Origin of the sequence: Ideonella livida, from assembly GCF_010499455.1 — a bacterium.
GTDB classification, from domain to species: domain Bacteria; phylum Pseudomonadota; class Gammaproteobacteria; order Burkholderiales; family Burkholderiaceae_C; genus Ideonella; species Ideonella livida.
Map to the genome: position 1 here is coordinate 179,524 of NZ_JAAGOH010000003.1, position 14,966 is coordinate 194,489.

12 protein-coding genes and 2 riboswitches are annotated in these 14,966 nt (G+C 70.4%); of the genes, 7 read left to right on the forward strand and 5 right to left on the reverse strand.

The features are described 5' to 3' along the window. Positions 1–6: 6 nt before the first annotated feature. The 4 genes from G3A44_RS04210 to nirD all read left to right on the forward strand — a co-directional run bounded on the left by G3A44_RS04210 (position 7) and on the right by nirD (position 6,261). Positions 7–1,239, forward strand: a complete 1,233-nt coding sequence (locus G3A44_RS04210; RefSeq protein ID WP_163456249.1) for a M20 aminoacylase family protein — start codon at positions 7–9, stop codon at positions 1,237–1,239. A gap of 11 nt (positions 1,240–1,250) precedes the next feature. Then, positions 1,251–1,342: riboswitch (glycine riboswitch) on the forward strand. 8 nt (positions 1,343–1,350) lie between these two features. Beyond that, positions 1,351–1,446, forward strand: a riboswitch (glycine riboswitch). A gap of 88 nt (positions 1,447–1,534) precedes the next feature. After that, entirely contained in the window at positions 1,535–2,902 is a 1,368-nt protein-coding gene (locus G3A44_RS04215; protein WP_310734316.1) for a D-amino acid dehydrogenase, read from the forward strand. A gap of 353 nt (positions 2,903–3,255) precedes the next feature. Further along, positions 3,256–5,790 (forward strand): nitrite reductase large subunit NirB, encoded by a 2,535-nt coding sequence (gene nirB / locus G3A44_RS04220; protein WP_163456251.1) that lies wholly within the window; start codon positions 3,256–3,258, stop codon positions 5,788–5,790. 81 nt (positions 5,791–5,871) lie between these two features. Next, positions 5,872–6,261 carry a nitrite reductase small subunit NirD gene (gene nirD, locus G3A44_RS04225; RefSeq protein ID WP_163456252.1) on the forward strand — a complete coding sequence of 130 codons (390 nt, stop codon included), beginning with the start codon at positions 5,872–5,874 and terminating at the stop codon, positions 6,259–6,261. A gap of 102 nt (positions 6,262–6,363) precedes the next feature. Here the strand turns inward: nirD and G3A44_RS04230 are convergent, their stop codons facing one another. From G3A44_RS04230 to G3A44_RS04245, 4 genes are all read right to left on the reverse strand, one after another. Then, positions 6,364–7,665: a gallate dioxygenase gene (locus G3A44_RS04230; RefSeq protein WP_163456253.1), complete on the reverse strand. Its 1,302-nt coding sequence runs from the start codon at positions 7,663–7,665 to the stop codon at positions 6,364–6,366. A gap of 110 nt (positions 7,666–7,775) precedes the next feature. After that, positions 7,776–8,825: a TRAP transporter substrate-binding protein gene (locus G3A44_RS04235; protein ID WP_163456254.1), complete on the reverse strand. Its 1,050-nt coding sequence runs from the start codon at positions 8,823–8,825 to the stop codon at positions 7,776–7,778. Between the two features lie 128 nt (positions 8,826–8,953). Beyond that, complete coding sequence (locus tag G3A44_RS04240) at positions 8,954–10,279, reverse strand: TRAP transporter large permease (protein ID WP_163456255.1); 1,326 nt, start codon at positions 10,277–10,279, stop codon at positions 8,954–8,956. Next, positions 10,276–10,806 (reverse strand): TRAP transporter small permease, encoded by a 531-nt coding sequence (locus G3A44_RS04245; protein WP_163456256.1) that lies wholly within the window; start codon positions 10,804–10,806, stop codon positions 10,276–10,278. The genes G3A44_RS04240 and G3A44_RS04245 overlap by 4 nt, the downstream gene beginning before the upstream one ends. 143 nt (positions 10,807–10,949) lie before the next feature. On the opposite strand from G3A44_RS04245, the gene G3A44_RS04250 reads away from it, so the two are divergent. Both G3A44_RS04250 and G3A44_RS04255 read left to right on the forward strand, forming a co-directional pair. Then, positions 10,950–11,864 carry a LysR family transcriptional regulator gene (locus G3A44_RS04250; protein ID WP_163456257.1) on the forward strand — a complete coding sequence of 305 codons (915 nt, stop codon included), beginning with the start codon at positions 10,950–10,952 and terminating at the stop codon, positions 11,862–11,864. 205 nt (positions 11,865–12,069) lie between these two features. Beyond that, complete coding sequence (locus tag G3A44_RS04255) at positions 12,070–12,906, forward strand: hypothetical protein (RefSeq protein ID WP_163456258.1); 837 nt, start codon at positions 12,070–12,072, stop codon at positions 12,904–12,906. A 16-nt stretch (positions 12,907–12,922) separates the two neighbouring features. On the opposite strand, the gene G3A44_RS04260 is transcribed toward G3A44_RS04255, so the two are convergent. After that, entirely contained in the window at positions 12,923–13,909 is a 987-nt protein-coding gene (locus G3A44_RS04260) for a LysR family transcriptional regulator (RefSeq protein WP_163456259.1), read from the reverse strand. Between the two features lie 83 nt (positions 13,910–13,992). Here G3A44_RS04260 and speB point away from each other — a divergent pair, with 83 nt between their 5' ends. After that, positions 13,993–14,952, forward strand: coding sequence for an agmatinase (gene speB, locus G3A44_RS04265; protein ID WP_163456260.1), 960 nt, complete (start codon positions 13,993–13,995; stop codon positions 14,950–14,952). The last annotated feature ends 14 nt before the right edge of the window (positions 14,953–14,966 follow it).

Here is a 14,966-nt window from a genome sequence, read left to right on the forward strand (position 1 = left end):
GCCGCCATGCAAGATGTGCTGCAGTCGCTGGGCGTGGCGGTGGAGGACTTCATCGCCCTGCGCCGTCAGCTCCACCGCTACCCTGAACTGGCCTTTGACGAGCACCGCACCGCCGCCCTGGTGGCCGAGCACTTGACGGCCTGGGGCTACAAGGTGACCACTGGCCTGGGCGGCACCGGCGTGGTGGGCACCCTGCAGCGCGGCCCGGCCGGCGGCCCCCGCCTGGGCCTGCGCGCCGACATGGACGCCCTGCCCATTCAGGAGGCCGTGGACGAGGAAGGCGGCCGCCCTTGGACCAGCCAGCGCCCGGGCCTGATGCACGCCTGCGGCCACGACGGCCACACCGCCATGCTGCTGGCCGCGGCCCTGGCCCTGTCGCGCCAGACCCAGTGGCGGGGCACCCTGCACCTGATCTTCCAGCCGGCGGAGGAAGGCGGTGGCGGTGCGCTGCGCATGATGGCCGACGGCCTGTTCACCCGATTTCCGTGCGACGCCATCTTTGCGCTGCACAACATGCCCGGCCTGCCCAAAGGGCACCTGGCCTTCCGCGACGGCCCCACCATGGCCAGCAGCGACTACGCCTCCATCACCCTGCATGGCACCGGCGGCCACGGCGCCATGCCGCACCGCGCGGCCGATCCGGTGGTGGCCGCCTCCAGCCTGGTCATGGCGTTGCAGACCCTGGTCTCGCGCAATGTGGACCCGATGCAGATGGCGGTGGTGACCGTGGGCGCCTTGCACGCGGGCCAAGCCAACAACGTCATTCCAGCCCAGGCACGGCTGGAGCTGAGCCTGCGCGCCCTGGACCCGCTGGTGCGCAGCCAGCTGCATGCCCGCCTTCAGACGGTGGCCCGAGCCCAGGCCGAGAGTTTTGGCGTGCGCGCCGAGGTGGACTGGCGCCCCGGGTATGCGGTACTCATCAACCACGCCGCACCGACCGCCCTGGCGCGCACGGTGGCCCGCGAGCTGCTGGGACCAGAGCGGGTGATCGAACAGACCGCCGCCTTGCCGGGCAGCGAGGATTTCGCCTTCATGCTGGAGCAGGTGCCGGGCAGCTACGCCTTCATTGGCAACGGCGACGCCCCCGGTGGCTGCATGGTGCACCACCCCGGCTATGACTTCGATGACGACATCCTGGCCACCGGCGCGGCCTTCTGGCTGCGCTTGGCTGAGACATTCTTCTCCCTGCGCTCCCCCGAGCCACCGCCGCCCCCCCCACCGCCTTCCGCGCAACGCTAACATTCACCCCAATCGCAGGAGCAGGAGAGCGCTTGGCCCCCGGGCCAGGACACCGAAGGCGCAACCTCCCATGAACGCTCAGGTCCCGTACTGCCCTGCGACCACCGCCGACTGGAGAGCCCTCAGCCACCCGGCTGAGGCGCCGAAGGAGCAAGGCCCACACCGCCCCACCGGGCGCAGGCCGAATCTCTCAGGCACCAAGGACAGAGGGAGCGGCACCGGATTCCCACCCTGTACAGCGCCCCGGCACTGACGGGGGACGGACCGGCCGTTTGTTCCTTCAAGTTCCTCAGGAGTGCCTCTCATGCACGTACTCGTCCTGGGCGCCGGCCTGCTCGGCGTCAGCACCGCCCATTTCCTGCGCCAGCTCGGCCATGAGGTGACCGTGGTGGACCGCCAGTCCGCTGCCGCCGCCGAAACCAGCTTTGCCAACGGTGGCCAGATCTCGGTCAGCCATGCCGAACCCTGGGCCAACCCGGGCGCCCCCTGGAAGGTGCTCAAGTGGCTGGGCCGGGAAGACGCGCCGCTGCTGTTCCGCCTGCGGGCCGACCCGGCCCTGTGGCGCTGGGGCCTGCAGTTCCTGCGGGAATGCACGCCCGGCCGCACCCGGCACAACATCGAGCAGATCGTGCGCCTGGGCACCTACAGCCGCAGCACCCTGCAGGCCCTGCGCGCCGCGCTGGGCCTGCAGTACGACCAACGCACCCAGGGCATCCTGCACTTCTACACCAGCCTCTCGGAGTTCAACGCCGCCGAGGCCCCCGCCGCCCAGATGCGCGCGCTGGGCTGCGAGCGCCACGTCATCAGCGCCGACGAGGCCGTGCGCATCGAGCCTGCCCTGACCCACGCCCGGCCGCAGCTGACCGGCGCCACCTACACCTCCGAAGATGAATCGGGCGATGCCCAGCGCTTCACCCGGGCCCTGGCATCGGCCTGTGCAGCCGCCGGTGTGCGCTTTCTGTTCAACCACCAAGTCACCGCGCTGCGCACCGTGGGCGGTGCCCTGGACCATGTGGAGGTGACCGACGCCACAGGCCGCTACCAGCGCCTGCGGGCCGACGCCACCGTGCTGGCCCTGGGCAGCTGGAGCCCGCTGCTGGCCCAGCCCTTGGGGCTGCGCCTGCCCATCTACCCGGCCAAGGGCTATTCGGTCACCCTGCCTGTGGCCGATGCGACGGCGGCCTACCAGACCTCGCTGACCGACGACGAGTACAAGCTGGTGTTCTCGCGCTTCACCACGCCCGCCGGCCCGGACGGCCAGCCTGGCGAGGACCGGCTGCGCATTGCCGGCACCGCCGAGCTCAACGGCCATGCCCGCGACCTCAACCCGGTGCGATGCGCCGCCATCGTGCGCCGGGTGGAGCAGCTCTTTCCCGGCGCGGGCGACCTCTCCCGCGCCAGCTACTGGACCGGGCTGCGTCCAGCCACGCCCAGCAACGTGCCCCTGATCGGCGCCTCGGCCGTGCCGGGCCTGTTCCTCAACACCGGCCATGGCACGCTGGGCTGGACCCACGCCTGTGGCTCCGGCAAGAGCCTGGCACGCCTGATCAGCGGCCTGGCCCCGGAGGTGGACTTCGATTTTCTGGGCCGTGCCGCCGGGCCGCGGGTCTACCCCGCGCCGGCGGCCCCAGCACGCACCAGCGCGGTGCACCGCCAAGGCTGACCCCCCGGGCAGGCGCCCGGCCTGCACCACCATGGCCCATCACGGCCCCGGTCTGCCCACCGGCCGGGGGCCAGCGCCTGCCCCAGGGCTGGCCCGCCACTTGCTAGCCTGTCGACCAAGCCGGCCCCGTGCCGGTTCTTCCTCCCCGCGAACCTGCGAACGGGCCAACGAAGGCCCGGCCGCCCCCGGCGGACCCTGACCCCAGGGCCGCGCAGGTGCCGCGTCTGGCTGTCGCCCTCCTTCCACGGATCCCGGTGACGGCCGCCTCTCCCCAATCCCCGGATCCCCACCTGCACGCGGCGCCTGGACGTCGTCGCGGCCGGCGGATCCTCTGTCGTCTGGAGCAAGCAGCCATGAAGATCGTCGTCGTCGGCCACGGCATGGTCGGTCACAAGTTTCTGGAAAGCCTGGCGGAACTGCCCGCAGAGCTGTCCGCGGGTGTGGCCGGCGCCCAGGTCACCGTGCTGTGCGAAGAGCCCCGCCCGGCCTATGACCGGGTACACCTGTCCGAGTTCTTTGCGGGCAAGACGGCCCAGGACCTGTCGCTGGTGAGCCCGGGCTTTTTTGACCAGACCGGCTTTGACCTGCGCCTGGCCGCCCGCGCCGCCGCTGTCGAGCGTCGCGACAAGACGGTGACCACCGCCGACGGTGAAGTCATCGCCTACGACAAGCTGGTGCTGGCCACCGGCTCCAGCCCCTTCGTGCCGCCCATTCCGGGCCGCGACCGGCCCCACACCTACGTCTACCGCACCATCGAGGACCTGGAAGGCATGAAGGCCGCCGGCGCCAAGAGCAAGAGCGGGGTGGTGGTGGGCGGTGGCCTGCTGGGCCTGGAATGCGCCAAGGCTTTGCGTGACCTGAGCCTGGAGACCCATGTGGTGGAGTTCGCCCCGCGCCTGATGGCCGTGCAGGTGGACGAGGCCGGCGGCAAGGTGCTGCGCAGCAAGATCGAAGCCTTGGGCGTGCAGGTGCACACCAGCAAGAGCACCACCAAGATCGTGGACGGCGCCACCGCCCGCCACCGCATGGTGTTTGAGGATGGCACCTGGCTGGAGACCGACATGATCGTGTTCTCCGCCGGCATCCGGCCGCGCGACGAGCTGGCGCGCCAATGCGCCCTGGCCATCGGCCCGCGTGGCGGGGTGGTGATCGACGGCACCTGCCGCACCGCCGACCCCGACGTGTACGCCATTGGCGAATGCGCCAGCTACGAGGGCCAGACCTTCGGCCTGGTGGCCCCGGGTTATGACATGGCCCGCGTGGCCGCGCGTCAGCTGGCCGGCGACGCCGGCGCCGCCTTCACTGGCGCCGACATGAGCACCAAGCTCAAGCTCATGGGGGTGGACGTGGCCTCCATCGGCGACGCCCATGCGCGCACCGCCGGTTGCAAGACCTTCAACTACACCGACGAGCTGCGCGGCGTCTACAAGAAGATCGTGGTCAGCGCCGACGGCCAGCGCCTGCTGGGCGCGGTGCTCATCGGTGACGCCACCGAGTACGGCACCCTGCTGCAGATGGCGCTCAATGGCATCGCGCTGCCGGCGGACCCCGAATTCCTGATCCTGCCCAGCAGCGACGGCAAGGCCAAGCCCGGCCTGGGGCCGGACGCCCTGCCCGACTCGGCCCAGATCTGCTCGTGCAACAGCGTCACCAAGGGGATGATCGCCGCCGCGGTGGGCGAGGGCTGCACCACCATCGCCCAGATGAAGAGCTGCACCAAGGCCGGCGCCACCTGCGGCGGCTGCGTGCCGCTGGTCACGCAGGTGATGAAGAGCGAGATGGCCAAGCGCGGCATGGCGGTGAACAACCACCTGTGCGAGCACTTCGCCTACTCCCGCCAAGAGCTGTTCCACCTGATCCGCGTGGGCCAGATCAAGACCTTTGAGGAGCTGCTGGCCAAGCACGGCAAGGGCCTGGGCTGCGACATCTGCAAGCCGGCCGCCGCCAGCGTGCTGGCCTCGGTGTGGAACGAGTTCGTGCTCAAGCCCGAGCTGGCCGCGCTGCAGGACAGCAACGACTACTTCCTGGGCAACATCCAGAAGGACGGCACCTATAGCGTGGTGCCCCGCATGCCGGGAGGCGAGGTCACGCCCGACGGCCTGATCGCCGTGGGCACCGTGGCCAAGAAATACGGCCTCTACACCAAGGTCACCGGCGGTGCCCGCGTTGACATGTTCGGCGCCCGCTTGGAGCAACTGCCCCTGATCTGGGAGGAGCTGATCGCTGCTGGCTTTGAATCCGGCCACGCCTACGGCAAGAGCCTGCGCACCGTGAAAAGCTGCGTGGGCAGCACCTGGTGCCGCTACGGGGTGGACGACTCGGTGGGCCTGGCGGTGGAGCTGGAGAACCGCTATAAGGGCCTGCGCGCCCCGCACAAGATCAAGTTCGGTGTGTCCGGCTGCACCCGCGAATGCGCCGAGGCCCAGGGCAAGGACGTGGGCGTGATCGCCACCGACAAGGGCTGGAACCTGTATGTGTGCGGCAACGGCGGCATGAAGCCGCGCCATGCCGAGCTGATCGCCAGCGACTTGAAGAAGGACGAGCTGATCCGCCTGATCGACCGCTTCCTGATGTTCTACGTGCGCACCGGCGACCGCCTGCAGCGCACCAGCACCTGGCGCGACAACATGGAGGGCGGGCTGGACTACCTCAAGAGCGTGCTGATCGAGGACAAGCTGGGCATTGCCGCCGAGCTGGAGGCACAGATGGCCCATGTGGTGAGCACCTACCAGTGCGAGTGGAAGACCGCCGTCACCACCCCGGCCGTGCGCGCGCGCTTCAAGAGCTTCGTCAACAGCGACCGGCCCGATGAGCACATCGTGTTCGTGGAGGAGCGTGGCCAGATCCGCCCGGCCCGTGCCGACGAGCGCGAGGCCACCGGCGCCTGAACCCGGGAACGCTTCCGCGGCCCGGCCGGGCCACCATGCCAGGCCGGCCGCCCCCTTCCACACTTTGACCTGAACGCTGCCGTGACAGACACCCTCACCCCAACCGCCCCCAGCGCCCACAAGCACGACACCTCCGCCTGGACCTCCGTGTGCGCCGCCGACGCCATCCTGCCCAACACCGGCGTCTGCGCCCGGGTGGGCCTGCACCATGTGGCCATCTTCCGCTTGGCGGGCGACCGCTTCTTCGCCCTGGACAATGTGGACCCCAAGTCCGGGGCCAGCGTGCTCAGCCGCGGCCTGGTGGGCAGCCTGGGCGAGCGCCTGGTGGTGGCCTCGCCGCTGTACAAGCAGCACTATGACCTGGTCACCGGTGAGTGCCTGGAGGACGCTGCCCTGTCCATCCAGGCCTGGACGGTGCGCGTGCTGGACGGCCAGGTGCAGGTGGCGGCCACCGCCGCCACCATGGCCTGAGCCGCCTGGAAAAAAAGGGGCGGTCCCTCTCGGAACCGCCCCAAGGAAGACACCCGTTGCCGGGTGCGACTCACTGGAAATCGGATGGCGCCGCCCGGGCGCTCAGGTCTTGGCGGCCGGGGTCCAGCCCGGCTGGGGCGCAGCGGCGTCTTTGCCCGCCACCGAATACAGCGCCCCGGGGGCATTGCGGGTCTTGAGGAATTCCTCGAGCGGCTGCCCGCGCATGGCGGCGTACAGGTGCAGGTTGGACACGCCCACCACCGCGCCCAGCTTCTCCAGCATGAAGAAGATCACGCCGTAGTGGATCAGGCCGCGCCAGTCGCGCTGCTGCACCAGGGCCATCTCCTCCTCGGACAGACCGGCGGCCTGCATGTCGGCCTGCTCATCGGCGCGGAAGCGGGCGCGCCGGGCCGGGTCGATCAGGCCATGCAGGTAGCGGTTGAGCCGGTAGGCCTTGACGCTGCGCGCCAGCGTGAAGGGGTAAGTCCCGGTCAGGCGTTCGGCGCCGGCCAGTTGCTGGCCGATGGCCTGGCGGTGGCGCTCCACCTCACCGGCGATGACCGGTCCGGCCAGGTTCTCGTAGACCGCGGCCGCAATGCCGGTCATGGACGGCAGCGTGTAGGCCTGGTGCAGCTTGCGCACCTGGGGCGACAGCGCCCCGCGCATGACCAGCCACATCATCACCTCGGCGCCCTCGGCGCCGCCCAGCTCGGCCAGCTCGGCGTGGGTCAGGCTGGCCAGGCGCTCGGGGTCCTGCTCGAACAGCTCCAGGAACTGCAGGTCCCAGGGCGTGTTGTTGAAGCCGCAGCGCTCGCCATGGACCTGGTGCGACAAGCCGCCGGTGGCGACGATGACCACCCGCAGGTCTTCCGGGTAGCTCTCGATGGCGCGGCGCAGGGCCTGACCCATGCGGTAGAAGCGCCGTGCGCTGGGCACCGGGAACTGCAGCACCCCCAGTTGCAGGGGAATGATGGGCGTGGGCCAGCCCTGGGCATGGTCCCAGAGCACCGACATGGGCGAGAAGGCACCGTGATCCAGTGGCTTGTCCTGGAAGAAGGATAGGTCGAACTCATCGTGCATCAGCGAGGCGCCGATGTGCGCGGCCAGGCCCGGGTGGCCGGCCACCGCGGGCAGGTCACGCGGGCCGCCGCCCTCGTCGGCGGGCTCGTAGCGCTCGCCAATGCCCAGGGCGAAGGGCGAGTAGTGGTCAAAGAAGAAGGAGGTGACGTGGTCGTTGTAGGTGACCAGGGCCACGTCGGGTTTCTGCTCGGCCAGCCACTGCTTGACCGGCTCAAAGGCAGCAAAGATGGGCGCCCAGACCGGGTCGTCCTGCTTCTTCTGGTCAAACGCGAAACCGATGGTGGGCGTGTGCGAGACGGCCACGCCGCCGATGATCTTGGCCATGTGGGAACGCCCCGTGCGGCGGGGCGGATGTGCAGGAGGTAGGAAACCGGCGGGGCACCACGACCGCCGCCGGCGCAGGTGCCGGGCGGCACCGCGGGCGCCGTGGCGCTTCAGCGCTTGGCGGCGTGCTGGGCGATCAGGCTGCGGGCGGCCTCCAGCATCTGGGCGCCGGGCTTGCCCTTGCCGTTCATGTCGCTGACCCAGGCGTCGGTCAGGCTCTGGCCGGCCTTCTTCCAGTGGGCCAGCTCGGCCGCCGGGATCACCGTGGTGGTGTTCTTGGCGGTGAGCTTCTTGCCCTCCATGTCGGCCTGCAGGAAGGCCTTGCCGATCTGGCCGGACAGCGCCTGGCCCGAATTGGCGTCAATGACCTTCTTCAGGTCGGCCGGCAGCGACTCGTACTTGGCCTTGTTCATCGCGAACACGAAAGTAGAGGTGTAGAACGCGGGCTCGGCCGGATCGGTCTCGACGTGGTACTTCACCAGTTCCTGGATCTTGACCGAGGGCACCACCTCATACGGCACCACCGCGCCGTCGATCACGCCCTTGGACAGCGCATCGCCCACCTGCGGCACCGGCATGCCCACCGGCGTGGCGCCCAGCAAGGCCAGGTACTTGTTGGTCATGCGGGTGGGCGCACGCAGCTTCAGGCCCTTGAGGTCCGCCAGCGTCTTGATGGGCTTGCTGGTCATGTGGAACACGCCGTCGCCGTGCACATGGAAGGCCAGGGGCTTGACGTCCTTGAACTCGTCCAGGCTGTACTTCTGGGTGTAGTCCCACAGGGCCTTGGAGGTGGCCTCCGGGCTCTGCATCATGAAGGGCAGCTCAAACACCTCCAGGCTGGGGAAGCGGCCGGCGGTGTAGCCCGGCAGGGTCCAGATCACATCGGCCACGCCGTCCTTGACCTGGTCGAAGAGCTGCGGCGGCGTGCCGCCCATCTGCATCGACGGAAAGATCTGGCACTTCAGGCGGTTGGCGCTCTCCTTGGCGATCTTCTCGCACCAGGGGGTGATGAACAGGGTGTTGGCGTAGCTGGTGGCCGGCAGGAAGAAGTGGACCTTCAGGGTCACTTCCTGCGCCTGCGCGGTGCCGGCCAGCGGGGCCAGCACGGCGGCCAGCGCGGCCGCGGCCAGGGTCTTGAGCGTCTTGTGGGGGGCGCGCATCGTCGGTCTCCTCGTGAGTCTCAGGTCAAAGTCACCCCGCCAGACCCGACGAGGCCTGTGGAGTGGGAGGGAACAGGAACAGGCAAAGGGCGCAGCGCCGCCGGGCGGGCGCGCGGCGGCCCGGGGCATCAACCCGCCAGGCGATGGACCAGCCAGAGCGTGACCGGCGGAAAGCCGATGAGCAGCGCCAGGCGCAGGCCGTCCGTGATCAGGAAGGGCACCACGCCCTTGTAGGTCTCGACCATGGGCACGTCCTTGGCCAGGCCGTTCATGATGTAGACGTTCAGGCCCACGGGCGGAAAGATCATCCCGATCTCGCAGACGGTGAGGATCAGGATGCCGAACCACAGGGCCTTGTCGGCCCCGTCCAGGCCGAAGAAGTCCATGCCCATGATCACCGGGAACAGGGTGGGCACGGTCAGCAGGATCATGCTCATCTCGTCCATCACGCAGCCCAGGATGATGTAGAAGACCATGATCCCGGCCATCACCACCACCGGCGAGATCTGCAGGTGGGCCACCACGTCGGCCAGCTGCGCGGGCAGCTGCGACAGGGCCAGGGCGGCATTGATCATGTCGGCCCCGATGAAGATCAGGAAGATCATGCCGCTGGTCTGGGCGGTGGTGCGAACGCAGGACATCAGGCGTTCGCGGTCCATCTCGCCTCGCAGCACGGTGATGGCAAAGGTCAGCACGTTGCCAATGGCGGCGCCTTCGGTGGCGGTGAACAGGCCGCCGTAGATGCCACCGAACACCACCGCGAAGATGGCCACGATGGGCCAGACCTTGGCCGCCGCGGCGAGCACCTCCGCCGGGCTGGCCGCCTGGGCGGCCGGGGCTTGTTCGGGATGCAGGCGCACCACCACGGCAATGGCGATGAGGTAGCCCACGGCCGCCACCAGCGCCGGCACGTAGGCGGCCAGGAACATCTTGGTGATGTTCTGCTCGGTCAGGATGGCGTAGACCATCAATGTCACCGAGGGCGGCAGCAGCACGCCCATGGTGCCGCCGGTGGCCAGTGCGGCCGTGGCCAGCCGGCCCGAGAAGCCGATGCGGCGCATCTCCGGGTAGGCCACCTGGGCGATGGTGGCGGTGGTGGCCACGGTGGAGCCGGAAATGGAGCCGAAGGCCGCGCAGGCCAGCACGCCCGCCATGGCCATGCCGCCACGGAAGCGGCCCAGCAAGGCGTTGGCAAAGTCAAACAACGCCTTGGACAGCCCGCCCTTGACGGCAAAGGCGCCCATCAGCATGAACAGCGGGATGACCGAGAGGTCGTAGACCGACACCCGGCCGTACACGGCGCCCTTGAGGTGCGCCAGCAGCGGGTCCCAGCCGGAAAGGGCCACATAGCCCAGGGCACCGGGCACAAACATGGCGTTGGCGATGGGCACGCGCACCGCCATCAGCACCAGCATGCCGGCAAACAGGGTCAGGCCGATGGACATCGTGCTCATCGCGCACCTCCACGCAGCAGGTGCAGGGTCATGCCGAAGGTCTGGTGGGAGCCGATCACCACCGCCAGCGCCAGGCCGGGCAGCATCAGGGCGTAGGGCCACCACAGGGGCAGGTTCATGAGCATCGAGGATTCCTGGGACTCGTGCATGGCCACCGCGCCGGCGGCCACGCGCCAGACGATCAGGGCCATCACCAGGGTGTAGAACAGGGTGCCCAGCGCGTCCATGGCGTGCTGGGTGCGCTCACGGGCGCCCGAGGTGAAGAAGTCGACGATCAGGTTGGCGCGCTGGAACTGCGCATAGGGCAGGAAGCTGGCCACCACCACGGCGCCCCCCAGCTGCACCAGCTCCACATCGCCCAGGATGGGGTGCGAGAAGAAGGCACGGCCGACCACACTGACCACCGTCATGGTGGCCATGGCCACCAGCACCAGGCCACCGCCCAGGGCGCTCACGTCGCACAGGCGCCCCAGCAGGCGCTCGATCAGGGGTCCTGCCCCCAGGTTGTCCGGGACCTCGCGGGTCATGTCGTCTCCTCTTGTGGCTTCCGTGCTGTGGCGGTCATTCCCTTTGACCTGGATCAGCGCAAGCGGCGCACTCTAGGGTTGTGCCCCCCGCCGGCCAAGATGACGGAACACGTCGCGCGATAACCATTGGTTATCATGAAGTCATGAAAATACAGGCACTCACCGCCCTGGTGGCCGCGGTGGAAGAGGGCAGCCTGCGGGCTGCCGCCCGTCGGGTGGGCCTCTCCCAGCCGGCCCTGAGCAAGCTCATGCGCGAGCTGGAGCAGGAGTTGGCCGCCCCGGTGCTCACGCGCTCCACCACCGGCGTGCTGCCCACCGCCCAGGGCAAGGTGCTGTACGAACGGGCCACCCGGGCGCTGCGCGAGCTGGCCAGCGCCACCGACGAGATCGCCCAGCTGGGCGGCACCATGGTGGGCGAGCTGCGCCTGGGGGCCGTACCGCTGGCGGTGATGCTGCTGATCCCCGAGGCGGTGCGCACCTTCAGCCGCGAGTTCCAGGGCGTGCACCTGCATGTGCGCGAGGAGCTCTACATCGAGCAGCTGATGAACCTGCGGCGTGCCGAGGTGGACATCGCCATCGGCCCGGTGCCCGAGCACCTGCCACCCGGCGAATTCCACATGGAGGAACTGATGCCGGTGGAGATGGTGGTGGTGGTGCGCCGGGGCAGCCCGCTGGCCCAGGCCCGCTCGCTGGAAGCCCTGCGCAACGCGCGTTGGGTGTTCACCAGCCTGGGCGGCGTCTCCGGCTATGCGCGCAAGCTGTTTGAGCACCATGGCCTGCCGCCTCCGGCCGCGGGCGCCACCGTCAACTCCACCCTGGGCCTGCTGTCCCTGGTGGGCAGCGGAGACTTTGTGGGCCTTATGCCGGCGCCCTTGCTGGCCCACCCGGCCGCCCGCCTGTTTTTGGACGTACCGCCCCTGGCCGAAGGGCCGCTGCCCCTGTCAGTCAGCGCCATCACCCGGGCCGATCTGCACCTCAAGCCCGTGGTGCGGCACTTTCTGGCGCATCTGCACCGCGCGGCGCACCACATCCAGCACGGCGGCCTGGGCGGGGCCTGAGGCCGCACCGGCCGGCAGCGGGGCGGCGGAGGGCAGAATCCGGCGGCGGGCGCCCCGCGCGCCCCGGAGCCGCCACCGCTGCCACCACCGCTTCCACCACCGCTGCCACCACCACTGCCGCCGTCCACACGCCACGACGCTCATGACCCAGCCCCCGCCCCCCCCACCGCGCGCTCACAGCCCCCGACGGGCCGTCGCCCTGGCGATGCTGCTGCCGCTGGCGGTGCTGGGCGGGCTGCCGGCCTGCGGCGGCGGAGGGGGCAGCTCAGAAACCCCCACCTCCGACCTGTCCACCACCGGCCTGCAGCAGGCGCTGGCCGGCTACACCGCGCTGCGGGTGGCCACCAGCCTGCCCCTGCTCTGGCCCTTGTCCCTGGGCCAGCTGGGCTGCGACGTGGGCGGCCACCGTGAGTCCACCACCGGCCTGCCCGCCGGCTTTGGCACGCTGCTGCAGGACTGCCGCAGCGGCCTGGACCCGCAGACCGCCTACAGCGGCAGCTTCAACGGCTCGGCCTATGTCTTCAACGGCCTGCAGCTGGCGCTGGACCTGGCAGGCCGGCCGCTGGCGGTCGTGCCGGCCACGGTGATGACCCTGGATGAGGTACAGGCCGACCTGGGCACCCCGGCCAGCGACACCGCGCTGCCGCCCCTGAGCGCCTGGGGACGCCTGCAGGCGCTGGACTTCACCGTCGGCGCGGCCAGCACCTACCGGCTGCAGGACCTGCGCCTGGGCGACGGTGGGGCCGCGCCACTGACCCGCACGCCGGGCGACGACGGCCCGCAGGTCCACCTGCCTGCGGCCAGCGGCCCGGTGCGCCTGGGCACCACCACCCTGACCCTGCAGGTCAGCCACCCGCTGGCCTGGCGTGGCCAGGCGATGCCTACCGAGGGCACGCTGCAGATCACGCCGGACGGTGCCGCGGCCCTGACCCTGACCTTCCTGCCGGACGACCGGTTGAGCCTGAGCCGCGGCGGCCAGCGCCTGGACCTGCACTGGCAAGACCCCCAGGTGCAGGCCGCCCTGTCCGCCGTCACCCACTGAAGCCGCGCGCCGGGCCTCAGCCCTGCAAGGCCCGCAGCAGCACCCGCAGCGGTGCGGCGGCCTTGCCCCGCCGGCACAGCAGCATCATGGTCTGCCGGTAGCTGAACTGTGCTGGCCAAAGCGGCCTCAGGCCCGCCAGCGCGGGCTGGGCGGCCACCACATGGTCGGGCAGAAATCCGGCAAAGCAGCCGGTGGCCACCAGCAGGGCCACGCCCTCCATGCTGTCGGCCCGGGTGGGGGTGGCACGGGCCGCCTCAGGCAGCAGGCGGGCCCCCGGGCTGGTGTCGAAGAAGGGGTCGGTCACCAGCGCCAGACCGGGCAAGGGCGCCAGCACCGGGGCGGTTGGTGGGGGCGGTGGCGCGGCGCACCAGGGATGTCCCGGGCCCACATACAGGCTGCTGGGTTCGTCGTAAAGCGGATGGGCCTCCAGCCCGGCGGGCCAGCGCGGACGCTCCACCGCCAGCCCGGCATCCAGCTCCCCGGCCAGCACCGCGCGCTCGATCTCCTGCGGGCGCAGGGTGCGCAGCTGCAACTGCAGCCCCGGCAGGGCGACCACGCAGGCCGCCAGCGCCTGCGGCAGGGACCGGCGACCGGCCGGCCAGAGCGGCCCGGTGTCCAGCACCGCGTCCAGCAGGCCCAGGCGCAGACAAGGAGGCGGCGGCCGCCCCACCTCGGCCAGGGCTTGGCCCAGGCTCTGCAGCTGGCCCAGCGCCTGGCGGGCCAGCGCATACACCTGAGCGCCCTCCGGCGTCAGCACAAAGCCCTCACGACCGCGGCGCGCCAGACGCACACCCAGGACCTGCTCCAGCTCGCGCAGCTGCCGGCTTACCGTGGACAAGTCCACCCCCAGGACCAACGCCGCCGCCGACAGGCCGCCCGCCTCCACCACCGCCACAAAGCCGCGCAGCAAGCGCAGCTCCGCCTCGCCCAGCCCCAAGGTGGAGGGGGCCTCGCCCGCCGCCAAGCGGGCATGCCATGCCAGTGAACTTGCCGATCGCGCCATGCCTGTGCCGTCCTGCGCCGGGCTAAGCTGCCCGGGCGGGGTCGCCCCCGCGTCACCCATTCTCCCGCCAAGCCCTTCCTCCCATGCCCGAGACGCCCCCGCTCCCCCCCCCCCACGGCTTTGCCTTCACCGACCAGGCCAGTTTCCTCAAGGCGCCCCGCGACGAATCCGCCGGCCTCAAGCCCTTCGGCCTGGCCGGCTTGTGCTGGGACGGCTGCGTGACCAACCGACCTGGGGCGCGCTTCGGCCCCCGTGCCATCCGGGCCGCCAGCCACATGCTGTGCGACGGCATCCACCCCCATTTCAACGTCAGCCCGCTGCAGCACCTGACCGACCTGGGCGACCTGCCCCTGCCCAACACCAGTCTGGAGGCCATGCGTGCAGCCCTGGCCGCCCAGCTGCCCGCGCTGCTGGACCAGCGCCACATGGTGTGGCTGGGCGGGGACCACTCCGTCACCTTGCCGCTGCTGAGGGCGCTCAAGGTCCGGCATGGCCGGCCGCTGGCGGTCATCCATTTCGATGCCCACTGCGACACCTGGGAGGACCACTTCGGCGAACCCAGCGGCCACGGCACCTGGGTCTATGAGGCCTTTGTGGAGGGCCTGGTGGAGCCGGCGTGTTTCACCCAGCTGGGCATCCGCTCGTCTGGCGAGCGCGCAGCACGCGAGTACGTGCGCGACCAGGGCGGCCAGATCTTCACCGCCCGCGACCTGCGCGGGCTGGAGAGCCCCGCCCAGCTCGCCGCCGTGATGGACGCCATCCGCCAGCGCCAGGCCGCGCAGGACCACCCGCCGGTCTACCTCAGCCTGGACATCGACTGCCTGGACCCCGCCTTCGCCCCGGGCACCGGCACGCCAGAGCCCGGTGGCATGAGCAGCAACCAGGTGCTGAGCCTGCTGGAGGGCCTGGCCGACCTGCCTTTTGTCGGCATGGACTGCGTGGAAGTGGCGCCGCCTTATGACCATGCTGAGATGACGGCCAATGCCGCCGCGCATTTCGTCTGGACCTATCTCAGCGGACAGTTGGCCAAGCGCAAAGACTGAGAGCGCCCGCCAAG

What these genes read in the sequence shown, in the direction of transcription:
- G3A44_RS04245 (WP_163456256.1), bottom strand. Translation starts at nt 10,806, where the DNA reads ATGACCCGCGAGGTCCCGGACAACCTGGGGGCAGGACCCCTGATCGAG.
- G3A44_RS04240 (WP_163456255.1), bottom strand. Translation starts at nt 10,279, where the DNA reads ATGAGCACGATGTCCATCGGCCTGACCCTGTTTGCCGGCATGCTGGTG.
- speB (WP_163456260.1), top strand. Translation starts at nt 13,993, where the DNA reads ATGCCCGAGACGCCCCCGCTCCCCCCCCCCCACGGCTTTGCCTTCACC.
- G3A44_RS04255 (WP_163456258.1), top strand. Translation starts at nt 12,070, where the DNA reads ATGCTGCTGCCGCTGGCGGTGCTGGGCGGGCTGCCGGCCTGCGGCGGC.
- nirB (WP_163456251.1), top strand. Translation starts at nt 3,256, where the DNA reads ATGAAGATCGTCGTCGTCGGCCACGGCATGGTCGGTCACAAGTTTCTG.
- G3A44_RS04250 (WP_163456257.1), top strand. Translation starts at nt 10,950, where the DNA reads ATGAAAATACAGGCACTCACCGCCCTGGTGGCCGCGGTGGAAGAGGGC.
- G3A44_RS04260 (WP_163456259.1), bottom strand. Translation starts at nt 13,909, where the DNA reads ATGGCGCGATCGGCAAGTTCACTGGCATGGCATGCCCGCTTGGCGGCG.
- G3A44_RS04230 (WP_163456253.1), bottom strand. Translation starts at nt 7,665, where the DNA reads ATGGCCAAGATCATCGGCGGCGTGGCCGTCTCGCACACGCCCACCATC.
- G3A44_RS04235 (WP_163456254.1), bottom strand. Translation starts at nt 8,825, where the DNA reads ATGCGCGCCCCCCACAAGACGCTCAAGACCCTGGCCGCGGCCGCGCTG.
- G3A44_RS04210 (WP_163456249.1), top strand. Translation starts at nt 7, where the DNA reads ATGCAAGATGTGCTGCAGTCGCTGGGCGTGGCGGTGGAGGACTTCATC.